At 32.8% G+C, this 22,515-nt stretch carries 30 protein-coding genes and 2 tRNA genes; 11 read left to right on the top strand and 21 right to left on the bottom strand.

The features are described 5' to 3' along the window. The first annotated feature begins 9 nt into the window (after positions 1 to 9). Complete coding sequence (locus tag AC3OCB_RS09480) at positions 10 to 1,212, top strand: redox-regulated ATPase YchF (RefSeq protein WP_498342198.1); 1,203 nt, start codon at positions 10 to 12, stop codon at positions 1,210 to 1,212. Here AC3OCB_RS09480 and spn read toward each other — a convergent pair. Genes spn through AC3OCB_RS09440 form a run of 8 tightly spaced genes read right to left on the bottom strand, consistent with a single transcriptional unit; the run spans position 1,202 to position 6,246 of the window. Continuing rightward, a complete protein-coding gene (spn, locus tag AC3OCB_RS09475; RefSeq protein WP_498342197.1) occupies positions 1,202 to 2,407 on the bottom strand; it encodes a bifunctional sugar-1-phosphate nucleotidylyltransferase/acetyltransferase in 1,206 nt (401 codons plus the stop codon). The two genes, AC3OCB_RS09480 and spn, sit on opposite strands and share 11 nt — an antisense overlap. A gap of 14 nt (positions 2,408 to 2,421) precedes the next feature. Next, positions 2,422 to 3,006 (bottom strand): 30S ribosomal protein S3ae, encoded by a 585-nt coding sequence (locus AC3OCB_RS09470; RefSeq protein ID WP_498342196.1) that lies wholly within the window; start codon positions 3,004 to 3,006, stop codon positions 2,422 to 2,424. Positions 3,007 to 3,043: 37 nt separating this feature from the next. Further along, entirely contained in the window at positions 3,044 to 3,727 is a 684-nt protein-coding gene (gene trmJ / locus AC3OCB_RS09465; protein ID WP_498342195.1) for a tRNA (cytidine-2'-O-)-methyltransferase TrmJ, read from the bottom strand. Continuing rightward, positions 3,699 to 4,307, bottom strand: a complete 609-nt coding sequence (locus tag AC3OCB_RS09460) for a HemK2/MTQ2 family protein methyltransferase (RefSeq protein ID WP_498342194.1) — start codon at positions 4,305 to 4,307, stop codon at positions 3,699 to 3,701. Before AC3OCB_RS09460 ends, trmJ begins: the two co-directional genes overlap by 29 nt. Beyond that, positions 4,259 to 4,918, bottom strand: a complete 660-nt coding sequence (locus tag AC3OCB_RS09455) for a 16S ribosomal RNA methyltransferase A (protein WP_498342192.1) — start codon at positions 4,916 to 4,918, stop codon at positions 4,259 to 4,261. The genes AC3OCB_RS09460 and AC3OCB_RS09455 overlap by 49 nt, the downstream gene beginning before the upstream one ends. Then, positions 4,887 to 5,558, bottom strand: coding sequence for a DUF655 domain-containing protein (locus tag AC3OCB_RS09450; RefSeq protein WP_498342191.1), 672 nt, complete (start codon positions 5,556 to 5,558; stop codon positions 4,887 to 4,889). Before AC3OCB_RS09450 ends, AC3OCB_RS09455 begins: the two co-directional genes overlap by 32 nt. A gap of 32 nt (positions 5,559 to 5,590) precedes the next feature. Beyond that, positions 5,591 to 5,935: a DNA-directed RNA polymerase subunit F gene (locus AC3OCB_RS09445; protein WP_498342189.1), complete on the bottom strand. Its 345-nt coding sequence runs from the start codon at positions 5,933 to 5,935 to the stop codon at positions 5,591 to 5,593. Positions 5,936 to 5,940: 5 nt separating this feature from the next. Beyond that, positions 5,941 to 6,246, bottom strand: a complete 306-nt coding sequence (locus tag AC3OCB_RS09440; RefSeq protein WP_498342188.1) for a 50S ribosomal protein L21e — start codon at positions 6,244 to 6,246, stop codon at positions 5,941 to 5,943. A 182-nt stretch (positions 6,247 to 6,428) separates the two neighbouring features. Here AC3OCB_RS09440 and AC3OCB_RS09435 point away from each other — a divergent pair. Beyond that, positions 6,429 to 6,525: transfer RNA gene (locus AC3OCB_RS09435), tRNA-Leu, on the top strand. 1,085 nt (positions 6,526 to 7,610) lie between these two features. On the opposite strand, the gene AC3OCB_RS09430 is transcribed toward AC3OCB_RS09435, so the two are convergent. Together AC3OCB_RS09430 and AC3OCB_RS09425 are read right to left on the bottom strand one after the other, a co-directional pair. After that, positions 7,611 to 7,710: transfer RNA gene (locus AC3OCB_RS09430), tRNA-Leu, on the bottom strand. Between the two features lie 38 nt (positions 7,711 to 7,748). Beyond that, positions 7,749 to 8,018: a stationary phase-response protein gene (locus tag AC3OCB_RS09425; protein ID WP_498342187.1), complete on the bottom strand. Its 270-nt coding sequence runs from the start codon at positions 8,016 to 8,018 to the stop codon at positions 7,749 to 7,751. A 62-nt stretch (positions 8,019 to 8,080) separates the two neighbouring features. Between AC3OCB_RS09425 and AC3OCB_RS09420 the strand changes: the two genes are divergently transcribed. After that, positions 8,081 to 8,446, top strand: a complete 366-nt coding sequence (locus AC3OCB_RS09420) for an Sjogren's syndrome/scleroderma autoantigen 1 family protein (RefSeq protein ID WP_498342186.1) — start codon at positions 8,081 to 8,083, stop codon at positions 8,444 to 8,446. Here the strand turns inward: AC3OCB_RS09420 and tmk are convergent. From tmk to AC3OCB_RS09405, 3 genes are read right to left on the bottom strand one after another with little or no spacing between them, the layout of a single operon-like run. Continuing rightward, on the bottom strand, positions 8,412 to 8,990 hold the full coding sequence (gene tmk / locus AC3OCB_RS09415) for a dTMP kinase (protein ID WP_498342185.1): 579 nt from the start codon (positions 8,988 to 8,990) through the stop codon (positions 8,412 to 8,414). The genes AC3OCB_RS09420 and tmk overlap by 35 nt on opposite strands. Then, on the bottom strand, positions 8,975 to 10,042 hold the full coding sequence (locus AC3OCB_RS09410; protein WP_498342184.1) for a Clp1/GlmU family protein: 1,068 nt from the start codon (positions 10,040 to 10,042) through the stop codon (positions 8,975 to 8,977). The genes tmk and AC3OCB_RS09410 overlap by 16 nt, the downstream gene beginning before the upstream one ends. Before the next feature lie 5 nt (positions 10,043 to 10,047). Beyond that, positions 10,048 to 10,578, bottom strand: coding sequence for a hypothetical protein (locus tag AC3OCB_RS09405; RefSeq protein ID WP_498342183.1), 531 nt, complete (start codon positions 10,576 to 10,578; stop codon positions 10,048 to 10,050). 32 nt (positions 10,579 to 10,610) lie between these two features. Here AC3OCB_RS09405 and AC3OCB_RS09400 point away from each other — a divergent pair, with 32 nt between their 5' ends. Genes AC3OCB_RS09400 through AC3OCB_RS09385 form a run of 4 tightly spaced genes read left to right on the top strand, consistent with a single transcriptional unit; the run spans position 10,611 to position 12,226 of the window. Continuing rightward, entirely contained in the window at positions 10,611 to 11,144 is a 534-nt protein-coding gene (locus AC3OCB_RS09400) for an AAA family ATPase (RefSeq protein ID WP_498342182.1), read from the top strand. Next, positions 11,135 to 11,635 carry a CDP-2,3-bis-(O-geranylgeranyl)-sn-glycerol synthase gene (locus tag AC3OCB_RS09395; protein WP_498342181.1) on the top strand — a complete coding sequence of 167 codons (501 nt, stop codon included), beginning with the start codon at positions 11,135 to 11,137 and terminating at the stop codon, positions 11,633 to 11,635. The genes AC3OCB_RS09400 and AC3OCB_RS09395 overlap by 10 nt, the downstream gene beginning before the upstream one ends. A gap of 9 nt (positions 11,636 to 11,644) precedes the next feature. Continuing rightward, on the top strand, positions 11,645 to 11,986 hold the full coding sequence (locus AC3OCB_RS09390; protein WP_498342180.1) for a hypothetical protein: 342 nt from the start codon (positions 11,645 to 11,647) through the stop codon (positions 11,984 to 11,986). A gap of 18 nt (positions 11,987 to 12,004) precedes the next feature. After that, positions 12,005 to 12,226 (top strand): hypothetical protein, encoded by a 222-nt coding sequence (locus tag AC3OCB_RS09385; RefSeq protein WP_498342179.1) that lies wholly within the window; start codon positions 12,005 to 12,007, stop codon positions 12,224 to 12,226. On the opposite strand, the gene mcm is transcribed toward AC3OCB_RS09385, so the two are convergent. Further along, positions 12,223 to 14,289 (bottom strand): minichromosome maintenance protein MCM, encoded by a 2,067-nt coding sequence (mcm, locus tag AC3OCB_RS09380; protein WP_498342379.1) that lies wholly within the window; start codon positions 14,287 to 14,289, stop codon positions 12,223 to 12,225. The genes AC3OCB_RS09385 and mcm overlap by 4 nt on opposite strands. Then, on the bottom strand, positions 14,264 to 14,815 hold the full coding sequence (gene gins23 / locus AC3OCB_RS09375) for a DNA replication protein Gins23 (protein WP_498342178.1): 552 nt from the start codon (positions 14,813 to 14,815) through the stop codon (positions 14,264 to 14,266). The genes mcm and gins23 overlap by 26 nt, the downstream gene beginning before the upstream one ends. A gap of 46 nt (positions 14,816 to 14,861) precedes the next feature. Between gins23 and AC3OCB_RS09370 the strand changes: the two genes are divergently transcribed. From AC3OCB_RS09370 to moaC, 4 genes are read left to right on the top strand one after another with little or no spacing between them, the layout of a single operon-like run. Beyond that, positions 14,862 to 15,371: a THUMP domain-containing protein gene (locus AC3OCB_RS09370; protein ID WP_498342177.1), complete on the top strand. Its 510-nt coding sequence runs from the start codon at positions 14,862 to 14,864 to the stop codon at positions 15,369 to 15,371. Positions 15,372 to 15,405: 34 nt separating this feature from the next. Next, positions 15,406 to 16,662, top strand: a complete 1,257-nt coding sequence (locus tag AC3OCB_RS09365; RefSeq protein ID WP_498342176.1) for an ORC1-type DNA replication protein — start codon at positions 15,406 to 15,408, stop codon at positions 16,660 to 16,662. Continuing rightward, positions 16,641 to 16,901: a helix-turn-helix domain-containing protein gene (locus AC3OCB_RS09360; RefSeq protein ID WP_498342377.1), complete on the top strand. Its 261-nt coding sequence runs from the start codon at positions 16,641 to 16,643 to the stop codon at positions 16,899 to 16,901. Before AC3OCB_RS09365 ends, AC3OCB_RS09360 begins: the two co-directional genes overlap by 22 nt. Next, complete coding sequence (gene moaC / locus AC3OCB_RS09355) at positions 16,898 to 17,353, top strand: cyclic pyranopterin monophosphate synthase MoaC (protein WP_498342175.1); 456 nt, start codon at positions 16,898 to 16,900, stop codon at positions 17,351 to 17,353. The genes AC3OCB_RS09360 and moaC overlap by 4 nt, the downstream gene beginning before the upstream one ends. Here the strand turns inward: moaC and AC3OCB_RS09350 are convergent. The 6 genes from AC3OCB_RS09350 to AC3OCB_RS09325 are packed head-to-tail and all read right to left on the bottom strand — an operon-like array spanning position 17,328 to position 22,486. Beyond that, positions 17,328 to 18,668 carry a replication factor C large subunit gene (locus tag AC3OCB_RS09350; protein ID WP_498342174.1) on the bottom strand — a complete coding sequence of 447 codons (1,341 nt, stop codon included), beginning with the start codon at positions 18,666 to 18,668 and terminating at the stop codon, positions 17,328 to 17,330. The two genes, moaC and AC3OCB_RS09350, sit on opposite strands and share 26 nt — an antisense overlap. Before the next feature lies 1 nt (position 18,669). Further along, positions 18,670 to 19,653, bottom strand: a complete 984-nt coding sequence (locus tag AC3OCB_RS09345) for a replication factor C small subunit (RefSeq protein WP_498342173.1) — start codon at positions 19,651 to 19,653, stop codon at positions 18,670 to 18,672. A 50-nt stretch (positions 19,654 to 19,703) separates the two neighbouring features. After that, entirely contained in the window at positions 19,704 to 20,153 is a 450-nt protein-coding gene (locus AC3OCB_RS09340; protein WP_498342172.1) for a YbhB/YbcL family Raf kinase inhibitor-like protein, read from the bottom strand. A gap of 32 nt (positions 20,154 to 20,185) precedes the next feature. Beyond that, entirely contained in the window at positions 20,186 to 20,824 is a 639-nt protein-coding gene (gene psmB, locus AC3OCB_RS09335; RefSeq protein ID WP_498342171.1) for an archaeal proteasome endopeptidase complex subunit beta, read from the bottom strand. A gap of 19 nt (positions 20,825 to 20,843) precedes the next feature. Next, positions 20,844 to 22,028: an amidase gene (locus tag AC3OCB_RS09330; RefSeq protein WP_498342170.1), complete on the bottom strand. Its 1,185-nt coding sequence runs from the start codon at positions 22,026 to 22,028 to the stop codon at positions 20,844 to 20,846. A 23-nt stretch (positions 22,029 to 22,051) separates the two neighbouring features. Next, the gene (locus AC3OCB_RS09325) at positions 22,052 to 22,486 is read right to left on the bottom strand and encodes a UCP014422 family protein (protein WP_498342169.1); all 435 of its coding nucleotides are present in this window, start codon (positions 22,484 to 22,486) and stop codon (positions 22,052 to 22,054) included. Positions 22,487 to 22,515: the final 29 nt, after the last annotated feature.

Raw genomic sequence — 22,515 nt, 5'->3', positions numbered from 1 at the left:
TTATCATGAATGATAACTATAGGTTTGATTGGAAAAACAAACGTAGGTAAAAGTACATTTTTTGCAGCCTCTACATTAATTGATGTACCTATAGCTAACAGACCATTTGTGACTATAGAGCCTAACGTTGGAATTGCATATGTTAAAGAGAAATGTGTTCATGTGGAATTCGGAGTAAAATGTAATCCTAGAAATTCGGTATGTATCGGTGATTATAGATTCATTCCAGTAAAACTAGTTGATGTAGCTGGTTTAATACCAGGGGCTCATGAAGGAAGAGGTTTAGGAAATAAATTTCTTGATGATTTACGAAAAGCAGATGTACTAATTCATGTTATAGACGCTAGTGGATCTACTAATGAAGAAGGAATTCCAGTACCACCAGGCAGTAGAGACCCGGAAGAGGATATAAAATTTATAGAAAATGAGATAGAGGAATGGTTTTTCTCTATAATAAGCAAAGATTGGCAGAAATTTGCAAGGACTACTGACTTGTCTAACAAAGATCCTGTGGACGAATTACTATCAAAACTCTCCGGCTTATCTATAAATAAATATCATATAATAGAAACATTAAGACAATCTAAATTGGAAAATGTCAAACTAATGCAATGGACTGATGAGGATCTAAGGCGTTTTTCTAAAAAATTAAGAGAGATCTCAAAACCCATAATAATTGCGGCAAATAAGGCTGATCTCCCAGAATCAAGAAAGTTCATAGAGAAACTAAAGCAAAAATACAATTATGTAGTACCTACTAGTGCTGAAGCGGAATTAGCGCTAAGAAAAGCAGCAAAAGCTGGATTTATTGACTACATACCGGGGGAAAGAGACTTTAAAATATTAAAAGATCTAGGGGCAAAACAAAGGGAAGCATTAGATTATATAAAGAAAAATGTACTGGAAATTTATGGAAGTACTGGAGTACAAGAAGCAATAAATACTGCTGTATTTGGAGCACTATCTATGATAGTAGTATACCCAGTAGAAGATGAGAAAAAACTAACGGACCATAATGGTAATGTATTACCAGATGCATATTTGATAAAGAAAGGATCCACACCTAAAGATCTAGCCGCTTTAATTCACTCGGATTTGGCTAAAGGTTTTCTATTTGCAATTAATGTGAAGAAGAAAATGAGGGTAGGAGAGGAATATCAGTTACAAGACGGAGATGTAATAAAAATAGTCTCTTCAACGGCTAAACCTTAAAGAATTCTCCGTAGCCTACATCCCTATTTACAACTGCTCCAGGATAAATCTTTGCATACGCTCCTATTTTTATCCCAGGTAGAATTGTCACATTTATTCCAGTTCTCACATGTCCTCCTATGAATGCACCAAGTTTCTTTCTTCCACTATCAACTCTTTTTCCTTTTACATTTACCTTAACTTCTCTCTCATCAAATCTTAAATTGGCTATCAGAGTCCCAGCACCAAAATTAACATCTTCGGCTATTACTGAATCTCCTACATAACTTAAATGTGGAATTTTTGAAGTTTCCATGATAACACTTTCTTTTACCTCTACAGAAGCACCAATCTTCACTTTTTCAGAAAGAACTGTATAAGGTCTAATATAGGAATTAGGACCTATTTCGCTTCCCTTACCGATATATACTGGTCCCTCAATATATGTACCAGATTTCAATTCTGCTCCTTCTTCAATTATCACTTTTCCCTTAATTTTTACGTTCTCTTCTACATTTCCTAAGTTTTTACTGAATTCTATATTATCTAAAGCCCATTTATTTATATCAATTATATTCCAAGGCTTTCCTATGTCATACCAAAAGCCGTCATAGCTTATCACTTTGACTTTTTTTTCACTTGCCATTAGAGTCACTGCATCAGTAAGTTCAAGCTCGCCCCTTTCCGATAAAGATATTTTATCAAGAAAAGTGAAAATATCTTGACTAAACTTGTATATTCCTCCATTAATTAAATTAGAAGGAGGTATTTCTGGCTTTTCAATAATTTTTGTTAAATTTCCTTCATTGTCGGAAATTAATACTCCATAATCTCGTGGATTATTGACCTTTACACCTAAAATCGCGTTATCTTTTTGAGAAATTAAGTTACAGATTATGTTATGATCTGGAATAAAAATATCTCCATAAATTACTAAAATATCATCATTAGTTTTGATAGAAGATAATGCAGCTCCAGTTCCTTTTTTATCTTCCCTTTGAATTGAAAATGATACTCCAGATAAGTTTTTTTCAAAATATTCTTTGTACTTGTTAGAAATTACAATAGTAATATCATTAATTCCACATTTTTTTAAAAATTCAATCTGATATTGGATAAGGGGCTTGGAAAGGATGGGAATAAAAGCTTTAGGTCTGGTGTGAGTAATAGGCTCTAGTCTTTCTCCTGCACCTGCTGCTAAAATTATAGCTTTCATGAATTTCTAATTTATTAAGCTGGTACTTTAAGCACTTTCGTTTTTTCTACTTCAACTTTTCTTAGTGGATAAATCTTCTTTGCATTTTCGAATATGTCATTAGATAATTTTCCGAATATGACATCTTGGACAAATTCATCAAATGTACTTTCAGAAGCTTTCTTCGAAAGTATATCCCAGATTATTTTTCTTATCTCAGTTTTCTGAGATACATGAGCATTATATGTTGTCAATGCGAGTCCTTTAACTCTTAAACTATAACCGTCTTTGGTTGTTACATCTGTTATAGCACTTATTTTAGAGCTTTTTCTTCTTACTAATGATCTAATATAATCTCTAGAAAGCTCATGACCAACAAATCTAGTCATTAATTTATCTCCTTCTAAGCCAATTATTTTAAAATATAGATGAACATATACCATACTGTAATCACCTGTAAGATCATAAAGTGTAGTTTCAAGTTTTCTCCCTATTGCTTGATTTGCATCATAAGCTGGAGTTGAACCTAATACTATTTCACCAAACGTCTTAGGAGTAACTATAGTAAACCATTTTTTCATTTTCCATTTGTCCTTTATCGCTCCCTTTGCTGATGACATGCTAATCTTCTTATTGCACACCTTTATAAAAAGTTCACTATTCGATTTTACCACTTATTTTCAAATATAGTTTTCTCAAAATACGAATGATGGTTCTAGCTTCTTCTTCATCATACACTCCTTTAATTAGAACTCTTTTTAATACAATTTGCATTTTCTTATCTTCCTCACTACTTTGTAAAAAACTAAGAACATCAGAAACATATCTTTCAATTAGAGAGATTGCTTCTCCGCTTACAATTGGCTTATTTTCTGATCTGCTTCTCCAGATCTCATATAAGACTATACCAACTGCATGAGAAAGATTAAGCACTGGATATTCAGGGTTTGCTGGGATAAATAATAGTAAATCTGATTTAGCTATCTCGTCTCTCGTTAAACCCACGCTTTCCCTACCGAAGACTAGCGCAACTCTTTTACCCTCTATTAGCCTAGGTAAATCCCATGGTCTGATGGACTTTCTCAGAATATCTCCTTTATTATCAGCTATACTAGAAGTGGCTATTTTTAGTTCAACATCTTTTACAGCTTCATCAAACGTAGGTACAATTTTGGCTCTCTCTAAAAACTCTAAACCTTTGGCCGAAAATTGTTTAGATTCCTCTAAGTTACATTTGGGATTAACTATATAAAATTCATCTACTAGAAAATTTTTTGCAAGTCTTGCGATAAAACCGACATTATATGAACCCTCAGGTTCCACTATCACTAATCTTATCATTTCTCATCTCTATAGCAGTTAGAGTTTCAAAACCTATAGTTTTCTCTAATGAATAGGAAATTCTATATCCTAACATGTTTATAACATAAAAAAGATAGTCTAAATCATCTAGCGATGAATAAATTGTGTAAATTCTCCTTGCTTTAACACTTTTCAAGAAATTTATGAGAGTTTCAACTCCACTCTTTCCTCCAGACCAGCTGTAGCCAATCCATTTATCATATTCCTCAACAGGTAAATAAGGAGGATTAAAAATTGCAACATCGAATACTTTATTTCTTAGACAATCTAAAATATTGCAGTTAATAATGTCATAATTAGTAAAATTATATAAAGATAAAGTACAAAGTGTTGAAAGAGTAGCATATGGGTTAATATCTGTAAGAGTTACATACGAAGCTCCTTTAGTTAACGAATATAAGCCTAAGATTCCAGAACCGCTTCCAACTTCAACTACTTTTTCCCCTCTGTTTATCTTTATGATGTCTAAAAGAAGTTTAGTGTCATCTGAAGGTTCATATGTATCTTCATTTATACATAGTTTATACCCATCAAATTCAATAATTCTCTTACCTCCCATGGCTTGAAATCCCTTACTTTCTTATTAGTTTTTCCTGTTTTTTCTTCGGAGTTGCATAATTTTAATGCATTCGAAATGTTCTTATTCTTGTACTTTGCCACGCACTTGAGAAGTACATTGACTCTTTCATCAAAATCTCTCACTCTAGTAAATCTTACTAATGTGGAATATACTTTTGGTTTGGGCGAGAAAAACCAAGGTGGTATGTTGTCTTTTATGTCTATTCTGTAGTAGAAATTTACAAGATATGATATATATGTTGACTCATTTTTTATTTTTTCAGCAAAATCTGATTGTAATATAAGGGTTAAGTATTTTATTCCATCTATTTTGCTTATTTCTTCGAAGAACTCATAAGTTATATAATATGGTAGAGAAGAAACTATTTGCCCTCTAGCTATTGGTAGATATCTTCCGTCTGCCAATACAGCATTAGGGAGAAATTTTACTAATTTTTCATCAAGCTCTATTACCAGATCTGGATGAAGAAAATTAGTTAGATTTCCTTTACCTCCACCAACCTCAATTAGTGGTCTTATGGAAAAATCGATATATGATATTATTTTTTCTATTATTTTCTTATTTATTAGAAAGTGCTGTCCCAGTTTCATTCTGTTTTCCCAATTTTTCTAGATACCCCACGTAAACTGCATGTTCTCCAAGTTTTTTACTCTTTTCCTCAAATATTGGATAAACGAATAAATAGTATTTTTCTCCTCCTTGGATTTCTTTTATTATTCTTTCCACTATGATCCCAGGTACATCTTTTATTCCTACTCTTGTTTCAATATCTTTAAAATCAACAAAAGGTTGTTTTTTCCTTTCCTCTAAAATAATTCTCAAGGTTTTTTTTCCTATGTTTGGTAAAAGTTCTAAAGCATGTAATTTTAACGTCAAGGGTTCTGCCTTATTGAAGAAATCTACAAATATAGACGATTTTTCTTCTGTAACGATCTTTCTTATAACTTTAGGTAACTCATCTTTTGCCATACTCGTAAGATCATCGTAAGTAATATGGAAGTCTACTCTAATAGGTGATTCTGTCAACTCTACTCTTTGTTCTATCTGAAAATCAATATTATCTGAAATAGGTGAGGCTTCTATCAGCATAAAGTAGTCCTCTCCTACCAATTGGAGAACAGGTCTATTCTTGTGCTGAGCATGTTTATCTAAAGGATTTCCTTGTCTCATGTAGTCTAGGACATATGCTACTTTCTCCATCCTCTCTTTTACAGGCTTTCGTCTCTGCATACAAATAATAGTTGTTTTTTAAAGTAAAAATCTCAACTCTCCATATGTGACTTGACTACTTCAATTATTTTTTGTATTATTTCTGTAGTATAAGTTTTTCCACTATCTAAAACTAGAATTGATCTAACTTCCTCTATTGTTGTAGGGCATAAGCTAGCTATGATAGCTCTTACATCTTCTCTTGGTATTATATCTTTCAGTTCTTTCATCACTGCTTCTGCTTCATCCTCATTACATTTAGAGAAAGTATTCAGATATTCAAATGTGCGTTGTAATATAGTGGATGAATTTCCAGAAGATATAAGTTCTTGAAGAATCTTCTTAGCATAAGAATAAGGAACATAGTGTTCCTCTTCTATTTTGAGAGAAAAAGACAAAATATTCACCCAGACTTATTAAATTTTGCTAAATGTTCTGGTCTCACTATTATCTCTTTTTCTTTATCACCTAATGAAACTTTGACTAAATATGCTTTGCCTCTTTTACCTTCTATAATCCCCACTTTTCCGTGGTATATTCTATGAGGCATTCCTTTATGAACAGACGGATTTATCTTGATTACAACATAGTCTCCTTCTTTATATTCTGCCATTAGTTGACTTAGACGTGGAACTGAGCCCCTCTCTCTTACTTTTTTAGTTAATAATTTTCTTGTCCTACTTCTATAGCCCTTCGAATGCTTAACCATCTTTAATCCTAAATCAATCTAAGTTCTAAGTAACAATTAAGATTTTTGTTTTCCTCAAGGAAACTTGGGACGTTTTATTTTAAAGTCATCATGGAATGCAAAGAACTGGTTTTTAAACAAACATTAATTAGCATAAGAGAAAATATTATAAGTAATTATGTGACACTTATTTCTTGGGCAAAGCGGGGGTGCCCGAGCTGGTCAAAGGGGGCGGACTTAAGACCCCTGTAAGTGATCCGCTGGCGAAGGCCTGCGTGGGTTCAAGTCCCACCCCCCGCATTTTAGATCTATGATATAATTGTTATCTCTACTTGGTATTTGTGGAAGATGTTTGTTGATTTCATTAGAGTTTAACTTTTATATATGTGAAAGCCTCAAAAACGATTAATAGACAGTTCATAACCATTAAACATTGTTAATGCAAACAAGAAGTTGCATCATTTTCATTCTTTCTCCTTTATAATTTGTCTGAATCACCAAAATAATGTAATTTTATTTCAGATTTGAAATACTTCAAGAGCCCAAAATGGTAAGACCCACAGTGACACATACAAAGAACTCATAATTGCCTTCTTCTCCCTTATTGACAGCTGATAATAGAACAGTAAAGGTCACTTTGTTAGTATAGTTTAAATATGTTATTATTCTGTAATGAAATTTAAGCCAAACTATTTTTAAGTCTTTAATAGGCTGGTCCAGATATATTGTAAATCTTAAATATTTCAAATAATTCTTAATTATAAGATTCAAATCCATTAATAATTTATAACGTGTAGAAAGTATATTTAAACTCCAACCAGAGGCTTATAGAGATAGCGTCGATCGAGCTGGTGTGGTTTAAGCTGATTATGTTATACTTAGGGTTAATTCAAACCACGGAATTAAGAACATCTCGGAATAACGAAGAATGAGATGTTTGGGAAGCTCATCAGTCTATTGTTTATAATTATTTCAAAGTTAAAATTAATTGTAAGCGAGAGTCTTTATAATTCCTTAGAGTTGTTAAACTAGATTATAGTCATTTTTGTAGAAAAATAAACTAATTATTTATTTTGCATAAACAAGAGCCCCTTATTATGTAGCAAAAATAAGCTTTTTTATTTAGAAATATATTAATGTTGTTTCATTCGAAGCTTATAATATTTCATTACATATGAATAAAAATAAGGTATCTGATTTGTTTAAAATATAAAATACGAAATTGATTAAAATATTTTTAATTATTTATTATTTTAAATTTTGTTGTATAAGTTTCTTTTAATTTATAACAACATAAGATGTCAGAAGAATTAACTCTGTTTAGGTTATAAGTGTTTATGTATTTAGTAACTAATATACAAGAAATTGAAAGATAATTACTGAGATGCGGGGGGTGGGACTTGAACCCACGCAGGCCTATGCCATCGGGGATCTTACCTTAGGGTCCTAAGCCCGACCCCTTTGACCTTGCTCGGGCACCCCCGCAAGATAAAAAATCTATTATGAAGGATAAAAAGCTTAGCTCAATCTTTTATCGTTTCTAACATAGATACTATGTTCCAAATAGAAATTCTAGTATGTGTGGGCATATTAGGATCTTGGCTTATATCTTCCAAAATACCTATTGCATTCGCTGCCCTAACTCCAGGGCTTAATGACGAGTCTTGCAAATTCCTTATTGCATCTGTTGCTGCTCTTCTAATGTTTCTAGGAACGCTAGTATCATTAACTATTTTCTGGAGCATTATTACAGCCTGCTTAATTTTTGCCTCGTTGTCATAAAGCGATGCCATATACTAATCACCGTATCATATTTATTATGCTTTGGTTTTTTAGTTTATACTTGTGATTAGTAATGAGTAAAGAAGAGAGTGGTGTTAAAAAAGCTGCAGATCTTTTACGGCAAGGCGCTACTATGCTTGATATAGCTTGTCCTATTTGTCATATGCCATTATTTAAGCTCAAAAATGGTGATGTTGTATGCCCCAATCATGGCAAAGTTTATTTAGCTAAAGATGAAGAGGAGGAGAAAAAAATTTCTCTTTCAATCTCTCTAGATTCTATTGAAGAAACTTTATTTAAAAACATGAGTAATGTCACAGAGAAGCTAAAGACCGATCCCATGGATAGCGATGCTCTTCTTCAAATAATAAGATATTTAGATGCAATAGAAAGGATAAGAAAAATTAAGAACATTTCAAGTTCATTGATGAACAAATAATAGAGCTAGCTTTTTTTGCTATATTTTCTATTGTGTGCGTTGCATCAAGCACTATAAAATTATATTTTCTAGCTAATTCAAGGTATTTATTTCTAACCAATTTAAGGCTAGTGATTTTCTCCTCAAAATTAAATTTGTCATCTTTTTTTAATCTCTTTAAAGCTTCTTCTTCATTTAAGTCAAGCAAGAATGTAATATCAGGTTTAGGGAATTTCGAATTTACGTTTAGTATCCAATCTTCTTCTACACCTAGGACACTTTGATAAGCTATTGTAGAATAATAGTATCTGTCCATTATTACAATTTCTGGTTTTTGCTCCATTAACCACTTTATGTGATAAGCTCGATCAGCTGAAAATAAAAGAGTTAATAACACGGGATCTCTCCATCCAGACTTCTTTATTAACTCAGTGATTTCATTAGTAAACGGCTCTTGTGTAAGTACTGTGTTATAGTTTTTTTCTCTAAGAAATTTATAAAGTATCTTACTTATTGTAGTTTTCCCAGCTCCATCTATTCCTTCAAATACTATAATCTTGAACATTTTCCTATCTTTACTCTTCTTTCCTCAAAGTTTTCATTTAAATTTATGTTACCCATCAATATTCCATCAGCTTCTTTTACCCTTGTCCTAATTGCAATATAATCTCTTGTAATATTGGTAATTATGCCAGCTCCTATTGTTTTCCCTTTAAGGGTTAATCCTACCAGTAATCCTTTTACATCTTTCAACGTAATATAATATCCTTCACAAGGCTCCTCATCGCTTAATTGAACCATATCTCCCCAACTTATAAATAACTTATCATTAATTGGATTTCCAAATAACTTATTTGTTTCCATCATTATCTGATTCTTTGTATTAAAGTACTCTCTATAAAGGTACTGTCTATACAACCTTCTTTGTTCTCGATTCCGATCTATATCTAAAGGAAAACTTTTACTTTTTATTACTTTTCGTTCTATATCAGAAGGAAAATTCTTGTTATTGTTTTTGTCAAATAATATTATAAAATCAGGGTTTATTAGATAAATTAATTCTATTTTATGCCTGTAAGATTGATAGCCAGAAACCCATCCATCAGTGTCAATCACAACATTATTAACTGAATCACTTAATTTGGATACTAAAGTTTGGTGAAACTTTGGATTTACTGAAGGAGTAATATCTCCAAAGAATTCTATTTTCTTAAGTCCTTTTTCTCTAGGTGTTAAAGTTTCTCTAAAATTTGATAAAGAGATAAACGTTGGTATAAATAGTGAGGATTGTCCAATATCTGCGTCTAAGATAGGAGCTTTTTGAGTGTTTGAAATGAGATTAGCTAAGTATGACTTACCAGAATTTTGCTCTCCAATAATAATAATTTTTCCGCTTATCTCTTCTGCAATATTTCTCCATCCCAAAGAAGGATACTTGGCTAGAATATTACAGTTTAAATCTACTTCGCTTTCTGTTAATGTGGTTATCGTGAATGTCTTATTATTCTCGATATGCAGAGTATCGGTTATTTCAATTCCAGAGATATCAATTTTTCCTTGAATGACCTTTACGTCGCAAGGTCCTTGTATAACTATATCAATGCCTTTTTCTATCATTTTAGCTACCTTATCGTTGATCTTAACGCTATGACATAGGCAGCTCTAATATCTCTATCTTTGATATCAATAAATGGATTTTTTCCACTAGTCTTATTTTCATTTACTATTTTTGTATCTTTGAAATTTATCTTTAACATCCTATATACCAATTGACCAATCCTATTACCTCCCCCTACACCAATATATACTCTTTTATGTGGAATAGATGAAACTATTTCGTTAATTTTTTCCTCTATGTCCATGAGGTTACTATTTAGTGTGTATAGTAGTTCTCCATCACCTATTGCAACTATGGTAAGTTTCTCTTCTTTATTTGTGTCAATTCCTATCAAAAGTTCATTAAAACTTTCTTTTCCTCTAACTTTGCACAAAATATAGCCTAATAGTTTGTTTAATTCCAATTTATTTATAAGTTCATCTGTTATTACAATATCTCCGTCTTCTGCAATGCTTATATTCATTTTTTTAATTTTGTTTATAAGATAATATGCGGTTTTTGGATCATTAACTTTCACTGCTACTTTTTTTACCACAATTTCTCTCTGTAATTTGTGGAATTTAAACCTTGAAAGTATCAGAGTTCATTTTTCAGAAGGGTAAAATTGTATCTATTTACGGTGAATCTGGTAGTGGCAAAACAAGCATCCTTTTACAAGTTGTCAATGATATAACTCCAAGTCTTTATATATCAACTGAAGGAGTTTCTTACCAAGGAAGAGTTGAAAAGTTAAGATGGAAAAAAGATGTAAATTTTGTTGAAGTTTCTAATATTTATGAATTAGTTTCTGCTATATTATACTCTTCTAAACTTAGTTTTAAAGTAATAGCAATAGATACTATAAACAATTTTTATAGACAAAGTAGGAAAGACAAGGATTTAGAATATCCATTGCTTTTGCTTTATGCTATGTCTCAAGAGAATAATGTGAAAATTATTTTAAGCTGGCAAGTTTCCTTTAATAGCAGAGTCACAGGCGAAAAATTCATGCGAAGATTTTCCGAAGACGTATATAGAGTTACTAAAAATCATGTTATCATTGGGAATTTAAGGGTTTGTAGGTTTAAAATTAACAAGTATGGTGTTGAAGGATGCCTTTAATTAATTATGTGGTTCTTTCTATATTATATTATTTACCCGCATTAGTTGCTAATGGCAGTGCTCCATTTGTTAAAAGAGGATCTCCTATAGATTTTAGAAAGAATTTTATCGACGGAAGAAGAATCTTTGGAGACGGTAAGTCGTTCGAGGGCTTAATTGTTGCGTTAACTTTTGGAACTACTGTTGGTATTGTTTTATCAAAATTTTTAGGTGAAGATTGGATTATAATTAGTTTTGTTGAATCTTTATTTGCAATGATTGGAGACATGGTCGGTGCTTTTATAAAGAGGAGATTAGGTCTAGAAAGAGGAGCAAGAGCTTTAGGCTTAGATCAGTTAGACTTTATTCTAGGTGCCACGTTAGCCTTACTTTTACTTAACGTGAGCCTAAATTTATATGAATTTTTAACCATAATAGTTATAGCATTTGTTCTTCATATATTTACTAATAATGTTGCATATCGATTAAAAATAAAAAGTGTCCCATGGTAATATATAACTATGCCGAAGCCTTCAAGATCAGATAAGCTCTATGGAGCAGTAAATAATGTCTATGTCCTAATTGTTTTAGTTGTGATTATGGTTATTGGAATATTAGGTGCAATAGCTTTTCCTTACTATATTTCTCCTATTACGTATTCTAATGGAGGTGCTCCGCAAGCAACCGGAGTGGCATTTTTAGCCACTATATTAATTGCTGGACTGCTTGTAGGAACTTATCTACTAGAAAACAAGAATTATGAGCTGGGCACTGCATTTCTTATCATTGTTTTTATAATTCTAATGGTATATGTATGGATTTCCTACGGATCCACAGCGATTAAATTTTTATTTAATATATGACAAGTAGAAGTGAGAATTATGGAACAGCTTAAAATCAAGCTTTCAACAGGTAGAGAGGTAATATTAGACGATGAAGCAATAAGGGCATTGAATGAGTATGTAAGAACACAACTGACATTAGAACAGCTTGCAAAAAGACTTGGCTTAAGTGGTTGGGAAGAAGCTTATGAATTAATTAAACAAGTCCCCGTTTCGGTTATGTGGAGTCCATTGCCAATATATAAGAAATTAAAAAGCTAAACTTTTCTATAACACTCTGGTCTAGACTCATATATCAACCCTTGTTTTCTCATATCTGAAATTAATTTTTCTACGCTCTGTTTATCTATGCCCAATCCTTCTGCCTCTTTAATTATATCTTTAACCTTAGCACACTCATTACTTCCAGATATAGTATCTATAATTTCAAGTATTCTAGTCATTTTTTCCCTAGCACTTTTAGGTTTCCCAGTCATGATTGTATCAATGTCTATTTTACCGGACTCAACATCTAAACCTACATTTTCAAGGAATATCCTCATAATATTTATTGCTCTTTCCGCATCTTCTCTAGTCACTTCACTTCTTAGAGCCATTCTTGCGTAGGCTTCAGAAAGCCTTATTAATGCCTCAAGCTGTCTTGGTGTTATTATTATCGGCGAATCTGGTGATTCCGAGCTCTTTCTTCTCATTTCAACGAAGAAATCCTGTAAAAGACTTTTTGCTTCATCAGTAAGTTTAGTGACAATGTTCTTTCTAGCATAGGCAATATATTTCTTTAACAGATCTATATCTATAATTTCGTTTTCTTTCCCTTTCCCAGCATGCACATCTAATATATGTGATGCCAATAATTCGTCTTCTGTACCTGGTTTATCTATAAGGATAAATATTAGATCAAACCTAGACAAGATCGTAGGCGGTAGATTAATATTTTCAGAAAGACCTCTTTCTGCTATATATCTTCCTAATTTCGGGTTTCCTGCTGCTATTACTGTTGCTCTTGCGTTAAGTTTAGCTACTATTCCAGCTTTAGCTATAGAAACAGTTTGTTGTTCCATTGCTTCATGAATAGCCACTCTATCTTCATCTCTCATTTTATCTATTTCGTCTATTACCGCTATTCCTCCATCAGCTAGCACAAGTGCTCCGGCTTCTAAGTAAAAATCACCAGAATTCTTATCCCTAGTTACTGTTGCAGTTAATCCAGCAGCCGTGGAACCCTTTCCAGTTGTATACACGGCTCTGGGAGCCACCCTCGCAGCAAATTGTAATATTTGAGACTTAGCGGTACCCGGATCTCCAATAATTAACACATGTATATCTCCTCTTATTTTTGTTCCATCGGGCATTGTTTTGGGTACTCCACCAAATAATGAGAGTGCAATAGCTTCCTTTATTTCCCAGTGTCCATAGATACTCGGTGCTATTGAGCTAATTATTTTTTCTCTAATCCATGGATCTCTAGATAATTCTCTTATTTTTTTCTCGTCGTCTTCGGAAATTTTTACTTCATCAAGAACTTTTTGAGAGATCTCTACGCTATTTACTTTTAAGTAAAAATCAAAAATGGATTTACTTCCTCTCCTTATTTGTGAATCTTTCTTAATTTCTAGCACTCCTACTACCTTTACTCTGTCCCCAGGTCTTGCAGAGTCAACTAAGTCGTCTTCGAATACTATTTCTAATTGTCTAGGAATTTGCCCTGGAGGGATTTCTTCTGGTCTTTCTTGGATTACAGCTTTTTGCCAGTCTACAAACTCTGACTTGTCTTCAATTAGTTTGAACTGTCCGGCTTTACCGCACACTGGGCAAGTAGAAGGTACTTCTAATATTTCATCAAATTCTTCGTCTGGTGGCCATACGAAATCCTGCATACAGTCTGGATTTAAATGTCTAAAGATAGCTTTGCTTAATCTCTGCTTCACTGGAGTTGATTTGACTAAAATTCCTTCAATACTAATTAGCTTGTTTGCATAGTTAGTTCTTATTTTTCTTAATTCTACTGTTCTTGGTACATTTGTAATTCTTATATGAATTTTTTTTATTTCTTCTTGGTAAGTAGGATCTTTCTCTATTATATACTCATATATTTTGTTCTCTAGTACTGATAAGGTTTCTTTAGGATTGTTTATAATCTGTGTTGCTAATTGTTCATTAAAGTTAAATAGATCGGCAAAGTTAATAACTAAACTCTTTTTTCTATATGCAATTATTTCATTTATTTGATTAATATATATATTTTTACCTTTATTATCTCTGAAAGAATTTATAAATTCTAGTAATAGATCCCCATAATCAGCTTGCTGTATTGCCAATGATATCACCTATGCTATGCTCAATTGTATATTTTATGTTTTTATAAACTAAAATCTCTTCTGCTGTTAGTTTGTCAATTATTTCTTGGTCAGTAATACCTAAGAACGCAAGTTGTATTATTTTTCTTACTCTTATTGATATTATCTCATTTATTAATTGTGACGCCTTTTTTAACTGTTCTAACGCTTCTAAATCTTTTTGCATTTTTAAATCTTTGATTAATGCGATTACTCTAAAATAGAAATCTCTAGGCAATCTAACTAAAGACGCTGGTGTATTAACGTTTTGCCTCTCTTGAAATAATATTCTACCCAGTTCTTCTAATGAGACCGAATCTAGTATCTTTACCTTATTTTGTTTCTGTAATTCTTCGGCTAGCCAGAATTGTAATTCATCTTCACTTCCTTTTGTTAGACTGATTTCTTCAAACCCATCATCGAAGGGCCCCCAATCATCTAAAATCATTATTTTTTTCCTATGAAGAAGACTGGCTCTAGATAAAGCCTTGAGTTGTATGCTAAGTATTGTCACAGATTAAAAATTAAATCAATTAAGGATAAAAGCATAAGTAGTAATTATGGAAGAGCCTAAACTATTGCTTACTGTAAGGAACAATAAGAATAACAGATGTATAATAGAAATTTTAAATAGATTATATTTGAAAGATCTTAATGCTAAAGCTGAGGAAGTAATAAGAAACGTTATTACTGTCTTTACTACATTAAGTCCTATAATAAGTTACGGATTGCTTATCTCTGCCCCTCCTTCATGCTTAGCAAAAATTTATCCAATAGATCTAGTTGTGCATTCCACTGACGAGAATCTGATAATAGAAAAAATAGTGAGTTATATTAGGGGACTCTCTCTTCGCATTTTCGAAACATTCTACGTAGATTGCTATAATAGGGGAATAGATTTGAATTGTAGACAAATAGAGATAGGAATAGGGTTAGGACTAAGAGGATATGCAAAAACAGACTTTAAAAATCCTGATAAAATAATAGTTGTTAATGTAGTTAAAAATTCTGCTTTTTTATCCATAATAAAAAGGGGTCAAGAGAAAGTTTCGGTCAACCCCCTCCGTTAAAATATATAGTATTACCAGTATATTTACGAGTAGGGTGAAAGTTTTGGATCACTTAAAGGATCTTGTTGAGGACGCTATCCAAGGTTCCACTGTATTTGAGAAAAATAATGTACTTAACCCAGATTATATTCCTCGTAATTTACCTCATAGAGAAAAACAAGTTAGAGAGTTAACGATAAATTTTAGGGACATATTAGTAAATCCGGGTAGTAGCTCTATTAGAACTGTGATTTCGGGAAAAACTGGTGCGGGAAAAACTGTTACAACTAAAAAATTCGGAGAACTATTCACTCAAGTAGGAAAGGAAAAAGGTATAAGAATTGTTTATTTGCACATAAACTGTCATAGGCAGAGAACACTTTACCTTATATTAATGGAAGTTGCAAGACAGTTGAATCTTCAAATACCCAATAGAGGTTTATCCTCTCAAGAAACGTTTAAATTGATATATGATTACTTAGAAAAAAGAAATATTCAATTAATAGTTACCCTTGACGAATTTGATTATTTCATAAGTACATCGCCTATCGAAGATATTTATTTTCTGGTAAGGATTTATGATGAACTCAATACACTAGTAAAAAGACTTCATTATATTTTCATCGTAAGAGAGATGTCGAGTTTATCTGGACTAGACAAAAGTATTAAAGACCATATTTTAAAGAGTATAATAGACTTTCCTCCGTATACTTCGTCTGAACTTTATGATATCTTAATGGATAGAATAGTTAATGAGAAAGCATTTAGAGAAGGTGCTGTAGAAGAAGAAGCAGTAAAATTTATTTCAGATATTTATGGTGCAGATAAAGGAGGAAGTGGCAATGCGAGACTGGCAATAGAAACATTAGAACTTGCTGGTAAGATTGCTGACTCAGAAGGTTCCCTATTAGTTACGACTGAGCATGCAAAAAAAGCCAATTCCCAAATTAACCCAGAATTAAGTATCATAATGGATACTTTAAAAGACCTAGATCTTCATCATTTGCTTGTTATAAAAGCTATAATGAATTTACACAAGAAGGAAGGATCGGATTTTTTCCCTATGGGAGTGGTCGAAGAACAATACAATTCAGTTGCTAATGAACTAGGGGAGGCACCAAGAAGACATACTCAACTATTTGAGTATATAAGGAGACTAAAGCTAATGGGCTTGCTTACTACTAGACAGAGTGGTAAGGGAATGAGAGGAAGAAGCACATTAATCTCTCTTTCAATACCATTATCAGTTGAATTAGACGATTTAATAACAAAAGAAATAAGGGATAGGCTATCACAGCAGAAGAATTACTAAAATCTTCAATTATAAGGATTCTTTATGTCCTGTTTAAGAATGGAGAGCTCACTGTAACTAGATTATCTAAAGAGTCAAAAGTAAGCTATCCAGCATTAATTAAAGATCTAGATATTCTGGAGAAAAAGAACATAATAGAAATTATAAAAGGAGAAAGAACCAAAATAGTAAGGTTAAACTATTCTAATCCTAAAGTGATAATATTAAAAAACTTGTTTGAGGAATTAGAAGATGTATGACTGAAACAAAAATCGTAGATATATCATCTAAAGATATTGTACTGAGAGAAGCTACAGCAGAAGGTTTTATAAAATTAAAGCGATCTACAATAGAAAAAATCAAAGGAAAAGAAATAGAGAAAGGAGATGTAATTAGCGTTGCAAAGACTGCGGGCATTTTAGCTGCTAAAAAGACATACGAACTTATACCTATGTGTCATCCTATACCGCTTGAGTTTGTAGATGTTGATATAAAGATTGAAGAAGACGGATTAAGAGTTACTACTATGGTGAAAGCTCACTATAAAACAGGCGTAGAAATGGAGGCACTTACTGCTGCCTCCGTAGCCCTTTTAACTATTTGGGACATGGTAAAAAAATATGAAAAAGATGAAAATGGCCAGTATCCTCACACTGAAATCTTAGGGGTAAAAGTATTAAATAAAATTAAGACTTACGACGATAATATCTAGTCCTTCTACTTTTTTCTACTTCCTTTTTCTCGTTTCCAGCTTCTTCCTCAATACTTTCCTTTCTTTGCTCTCCCTGGAAAAGTGATGCTAACATTGAAATTACTTCTTTCTCTCTGTCTGTAAGTTCTAATTCTTTATCTATTTTTTCATGATATTTCTTATAATACTGAACAAATAAAGGAATTACATCATTTAGTGTTTTATCTTTAGAAGCATGAATACTAAATCCTATTTTAGCTAATAGAGTATCTAGTGCATCTCTATTTTGTTTGGTTTTTGCTAACAATTGTATGTACTGGGGGAACTGATATTTCACCCATTTAGCCTTATATGTAGGTTTCTTCTTTTCAAAGGACGCAAAAGCTACTCCGGGTCCCATTAAATCAAATGTATAAGATAAAAGATCCCAACCAACAGTTTTAGCTCTATTTAAAAACACAGAAGCCCTCGATAAGGCGTCATATGCTCTCCATACATCTTCAATGTTATCATATTGGATAGGAATATTCTCATCGAACCATCTCATTAAAAGCTCATAATCGATCTGCGTGTCTGTAACAGCGTTCTTTGCTTGCCAATAGTATTTTGCCCAAAACACGCTTCTTAATGCTTCAAAAGGATCTAATTCTCTATCTTTTTTCCTTATCAGATTCTTGGCAATATCTAGTGTGACTCTACCATATCCTTCAGCAACTCCTTGAAGCATATTTATCGCATATCTTGCATCTCCTTCAGACTGTTCAATGATAAAATCTAATGCATCATCTTCACATTTTATTTTTTCTGAATCACATATCTTTTTTAAAATTCTTTTTAATGGATACTTAGTAAGTCTTTTAAGCTCTATCATTTTTACTACATTTCTAAGAGGCCTAAGAGAAGGATCCCATGGATCATTTGCAGTTAGAATGATTGGATACTTAGTTTTATCTATTAATTCTACAATTGCATCTATTGCTCCTGCGTCAGCCCTTGCATTTAGTCCGTCCACTTCATCTAAAAGTATTAACTTTCCTTTAATTCCAAAAAGAGTTCCACTTACAGACGCTTTTTCAGCCATATTTCTAATATCGTTAAGATTTCTAGAATCACTTGCATTCATTTCAAAGAGTTCCAATTTATAGTCTCTGGCTAAGGCTTCAGCTAAAGTAGTTTTGCCTATTCCAGGTGGTCCATAAAGTAATACAGCCTTATAATTTGGTTTGCCTTTCAACCAACTTTCTATCCATTCTACTAGTTCTTTTTTTGCCTCTTCTTCATTTTCTACTTCAGTAAGGCTCTTTGGCCTATATTTTAAAAACCACTGTAAAGGCAATTTACTTCCCTTTCAAGTATTTGTCTCCATAAACAGCTAGTTTTGCTAAAAGTGCACTTAACTGTATTTCATCATCTGCTCCTTCCATGATTCTAAATTCTACTTCTCCTACATAATCTACCAAAAGCACTTTTAGATCATCAGGTATATTTATGTCATTTCCAGTTATTTCTCTGTGAACTTGTTTTATTATGTCTTCTCCAGAAAGCCCATAATTAATGATTAAATCTCTTAGTTTCTCTCTAGCTTTAATAAAGTTCCCTTGGAGTGCAAGATTTATCATATCTCGTATCTCTTTAGGCTGTGCTAGACCAAGAACCTTATATACAGCTTCTACTGTAACTTTTCCGTAAACGGATGAAGCTTGGAGAATATTTATTGACTTTCTCATATCCCCTTGGGCTATATCGTAAATTGTCTCTAGCGCTTTTTGATCATATTCCACTTTTTCATTTTTAGATATATATGCTAATCTTGCTACTACATCTTCCTTCTTAAGGGGATAAAATCTAAATAAAGCCGTCCTTGATTGTATTGGTTCTATTATTTTGCTCAGATAATTACAAGCTAAAATGAATCTAGTAGTCTCTGTATACAGCTCCATTGTTCTTCTCAGAGCTTGTTGTGCATCGGCTGTCATGTTGTCTGCCTCGTCTAAGAGTACAACCTTAAATGGAGCATTTCCCCCTGCTACTGTTCTTGCAAACTCTTTAACTTTATTTCTTATTACGTCAATTCCTCTCTCATCACTCGCATTTAATTCAAGAAAGTATTGTCTAAAATTATCCCCATATAGATCATGAACTAGAGCTAATGCTGCCGTAGTTTTCCCAGTACCTGGTGGCCCAGCAAAAAGTAAATGTGGCATATTTTTTTCTTTTACAAATTTCTTAAGTCTCTCTACTATATCTCTCTGATTAACTATGTCGTCAAGAGTTCTTGGTCTATATTTTTCCGCCCAAAGAATTTCTTCTTCTGCAGACATATGAATTTACCCTTGATTATATCATTTCGAAAAAATAGATTAAAAGAGCTTTACTTCCTCTTATACTTTCCCATTATCACTCCTTTATCAATAATATGTCCTTCCATCGTTTCTTTTAACATATTAGCCGTTACCTTTGATTTCTCGGGTAATTCTGTATCTAGCGCGTAAACATAAAAATAATATCTATGTGGTGGATGAGTCCTAGGTGGGCAGGGTCCTCCATATCCTATTTCGTCAAAATCATTTAAACCTTGAATTCCATACTTTGTTTTTTCGGTCTTTTCAATATCCTCTGGTAGCTTGGTTGAGCGAATATTATAGATAACCCAGTGGATAAAAGTACCTCCAGGTGCATCAGGATCTTCAACTATCAGTGCATAAGTCTTAGCGTTCGAAACCAAATCCCATTCAATTTCTGGAGAAATATTCTCTCCATCACAAGTGTATTTTTGAGGAATAAATTCCCCGTTCTTAAATGCAGAAGACCTAATATTCATAATTATGAATTGGAAATTAGAAATAAAAATCTTTAGATTTTCTTTTCTGGGTAATACTCTTTCTCCTCATAACCGTTCTTTGTAATCTTAGTCACTATTACCCCAGTTCCCGTATAAGGATCTCTTTTTATTGACGAGAAAATTGCTCTTCTAGCCAATTCCGCGGCTTCATCAAGACTCATATCATGTCTATAACCATCTTCTATTACACCTATAGCTTCCACAGAACCAGAGCCGGTTGCTGTATATTCCTCTTCAGTTATGTCACCAACATAATCCAAGTTATAAAGCCTTGGCTGTTCATCCACCCCTCCTATTAAAATCTGGACCAAATACGGTAAATACTTTGAGAAGGAGAGAACATTTGCCAGATAAGTTGCTAATGCTTTTATTGTTATCGGCCTCATCCCTGTTATAAGGTTATAATGATATATGTTTTTCAGATTTTCATAAATAAACTGTAAATCGGCCACGCTGCCTGCTGTAGTTATTCCTATATTGGGAGCAATATATAGAACCTTTCTGACAAACTTGTTTGCTACAAATGAACCAGCACTAGCTCTTCTATCTGCAGCTAATACCACTCCATCTTTAACTTTAATTCCAACAGTTGTAGTACCTGTCTTGAGAATTCTCAATTTGTTCAAATCCATTAACTTATTTGGCTCCATTAACATAAATATAGGTAAACTACTTAATAAAACCAACAATTCCCATAATCTGCTCTGCCATATCTAGAACTACTCCATCTTTATATGGCTCTCCGCTTATCATTAGCCCTACTGGCATATCATTATACTTAGTTACTGGTAATGAAATAGAAGGGGCTCCAACGGTGTTAAAAATTTCAGTATTTGCAATTAAGGAGTCTCTGAATTTAAGTTCATTTCCTATTACTTCATTTATTTTTGGAGCTGTAATTTTTGTCGTCGGGGTAAGCAGTAAGTCAACCTTTTTGAACAACGAGATATATTCTTCAATCAATAATCTTCTTAATCTTAACGCATCCACATAATCAACTGCAGAGATCTGAAACCCAGATTCAAGTAATTTTCTAACATCTGGAAAATACTCGTCTTTATGTTTCTCAAAAAATTTTTTATGATAAGAAGAAGCCTCTGGAAGTGCAATATTTTTCCTTACCTCACCTGAGTACTTAATTAGAAGTTCGTCACTAATTTCAGTTATATCATAATAGGTTGACAACTTATTGATGATGGGTTTGAGTGCCTTTGACGTTTCATATTCTCCAAAGAGGAATAAACCTAACTTAGGTTTTCTTTTTACTTGTGCGACTAAAGGTATCTTATCATCTGCGACAGCTTCTATGGTTTTTCTTATTAAGTTAATATTCTTGGCAATAACGCCTATGGTATCGAAAGTCCAACTAAATGGTATTGCTCCATCTGTTGAGATCCAACCAGTGGTTGGCTTAAATCCTATAACACCACATAACGCTGAAGGAATTCTTATAGATCCTCCAGTATCGCTACCAATACCTACGTCAGCTAAATCTAAAGCCACAGCCACTGCTGACCCTCCGCTAGACCCTCCACTTATTCTTTCTGGATCTAAAGGGTTTTTTGCAGGTCCAATCAATGAGGAAGTATTTGTAGCGCCCATAGCAAACTCGTGAGTATTTGTTTTTCCGATTATTTCTCCTCCTTCAGCTAAAATTTTATCTACAATATATGCGTTTTTGTCTGGTATATAATCCTTCAAAATCCTAGAACCAGCTGTCGTTCTTATTCCTTTAGTCAAAAATATATCCTTAATGGCAAATTTTAATCCGTGAAGCTTTCCTTTATTCCTAACATTTATTTTACTTATTGTTATGAATATATTGAACTTTGAATTTAATTCTTCTAATGACATTTTCATTCACACAGAACAAAGGTTCATCTAATCTTTCTAAGATGTAATCTTCCAAGTTCATCTAGCACAACCTTAATAAAATTTTCTAACTCCTCCTTATTAATCCCTCTCTCTTCCACTATAGAATATACAATCTCTTCAACCTTTGCGTAATTCTTATATTGCTCATTAAGTCTTCTCCAAGGGATTCCCTTTAACGCATTAGAAAGTTTTTCATTAAAAGGTATTTTCTTTAAGAGCATTAAGCACGAAATAATTGGATAGCCAATATAATTTCTATAGGTAGTGCCATTATCATTACTACTTACTAAATTTTCTTTTATTGTTACTTTATAAACTCTATCTCCTTCTGATGAGGTAACCTCGCATTCATTATCATTTAGGACTTTTACCCTCTTATCTGCTATAGCGCCCAAAGCTTCTAAGACCTTTATTCTGGGAGGATTTTTTAAGTACACAACATACTATCCGCGTAGAAACTAATAAA

The sequence above is a fragment of the Sulfurisphaera sp. genome (assembly GCF_059755235.1).
This window is presented reverse-complemented; position numbering and strand designations above follow the sequence as displayed.

Bases quoted from the DNA above. Each gene is read 5' to 3' on its own strand.
- AC3OCB_RS09480 (WP_498342198.1), top strand. From the start codon at position 10: ATGATAACTATAGGTTTGATTGGAAAAACAAACGTAGGTAAAAGTACA.
- spn (WP_498342197.1), bottom strand. From the start codon at position 2,407: ATGAAAGCTATAATTTTAGCAGCAGGTGCAGGAGAAAGACTAGAGCCT.
- AC3OCB_RS09470 (WP_498342196.1), bottom strand. From the start codon at position 3,006: ATGTCATCAGCAAAGGGAGCGATAAAGGACAAATGGAAAATGAAAAAA.
- trmJ (WP_498342195.1), bottom strand. From the start codon at position 3,727: ATGATAAGATTAGTGATAGTGGAACCTGAGGGTTCATATAATGTCGGT.
- AC3OCB_RS09460 (WP_498342194.1), bottom strand. From the start codon at position 4,307: ATGGGAGGTAAGAGAATTATTGAATTTGATGGGTATAAACTATGTATA.
- AC3OCB_RS09455 (WP_498342192.1), bottom strand. From the start codon at position 4,918: ATGAAACTGGGACAGCACTTTCTAATAAATAAGAAAATAATAGAAAAA.
- AC3OCB_RS09450 (WP_498342191.1), bottom strand. From the start codon at position 5,558: ATGCAGAGACGAAAGCCTGTAAAAGAGAGGATGGAGAAAGTAGCATAT.
- AC3OCB_RS09440 (WP_498342188.1), bottom strand. From the start codon at position 6,246: ATGGTTAAGCATTCGAAGGGCTATAGAAGTAGGACAAGAAAATTATTA.
- AC3OCB_RS09425 (WP_498342187.1), bottom strand. From the start codon at position 8,018: ATGGCATCGCTTTATGACAACGAGGCAAAAATTAAGCAGGCTGTAATA.
- AC3OCB_RS09420 (WP_498342186.1), top strand. From the start codon at position 8,081: ATGAGTAAAGAAGAGAGTGGTGTTAAAAAAGCTGCAGATCTTTTACGG.
- tmk (WP_498342185.1), bottom strand. From the start codon at position 8,990: ATGTTCAAGATTATAGTATTTGAAGGAATAGATGGAGCTGGGAAAACT.
- AC3OCB_RS09410 (WP_498342184.1), bottom strand. From the start codon at position 10,042: ATGATAGAAAAAGGCATTGATATAGTTATACAAGGACCTTGCGACGTA.
- AC3OCB_RS09395 (WP_498342181.1), top strand. From the start codon at position 11,135: ATGCCTTTAATTAATTATGTGGTTCTTTCTATATTATATTATTTACCC.
- AC3OCB_RS09390 (WP_498342180.1), top strand. From the start codon at position 11,645: ATGCCGAAGCCTTCAAGATCAGATAAGCTCTATGGAGCAGTAAATAAT.
- AC3OCB_RS09385 (WP_498342179.1), top strand. From the start codon at position 12,005: ATGGAACAGCTTAAAATCAAGCTTTCAACAGGTAGAGAGGTAATATTA.
- AC3OCB_RS09370 (WP_498342177.1), top strand. From the start codon at position 14,862: ATGGAAGAGCCTAAACTATTGCTTACTGTAAGGAACAATAAGAATAAC.
- moaC (WP_498342175.1), top strand. From the start codon at position 16,898: ATGACTGAAACAAAAATCGTAGATATATCATCTAAAGATATTGTACTG.
- AC3OCB_RS09345 (WP_498342173.1), bottom strand. From the start codon at position 19,653: ATGTCTGCAGAAGAAGAAATTCTTTGGGCGGAAAAATATAGACCAAGA.
- AC3OCB_RS09340 (WP_498342172.1), bottom strand. From the start codon at position 20,153: ATGAATATTAGGTCTTCTGCATTTAAGAACGGGGAATTTATTCCTCAA.
- psmB (WP_498342171.1), bottom strand. From the start codon at position 20,824: ATGGAGCCAAATAAGTTAATGGATTTGAACAAATTGAGAATTCTCAAG.
- AC3OCB_RS09330 (WP_498342170.1), bottom strand. From the start codon at position 22,028: ATGTCATTAGAAGAATTAAATTCAAAGTTCAATATATTCATAACAATA.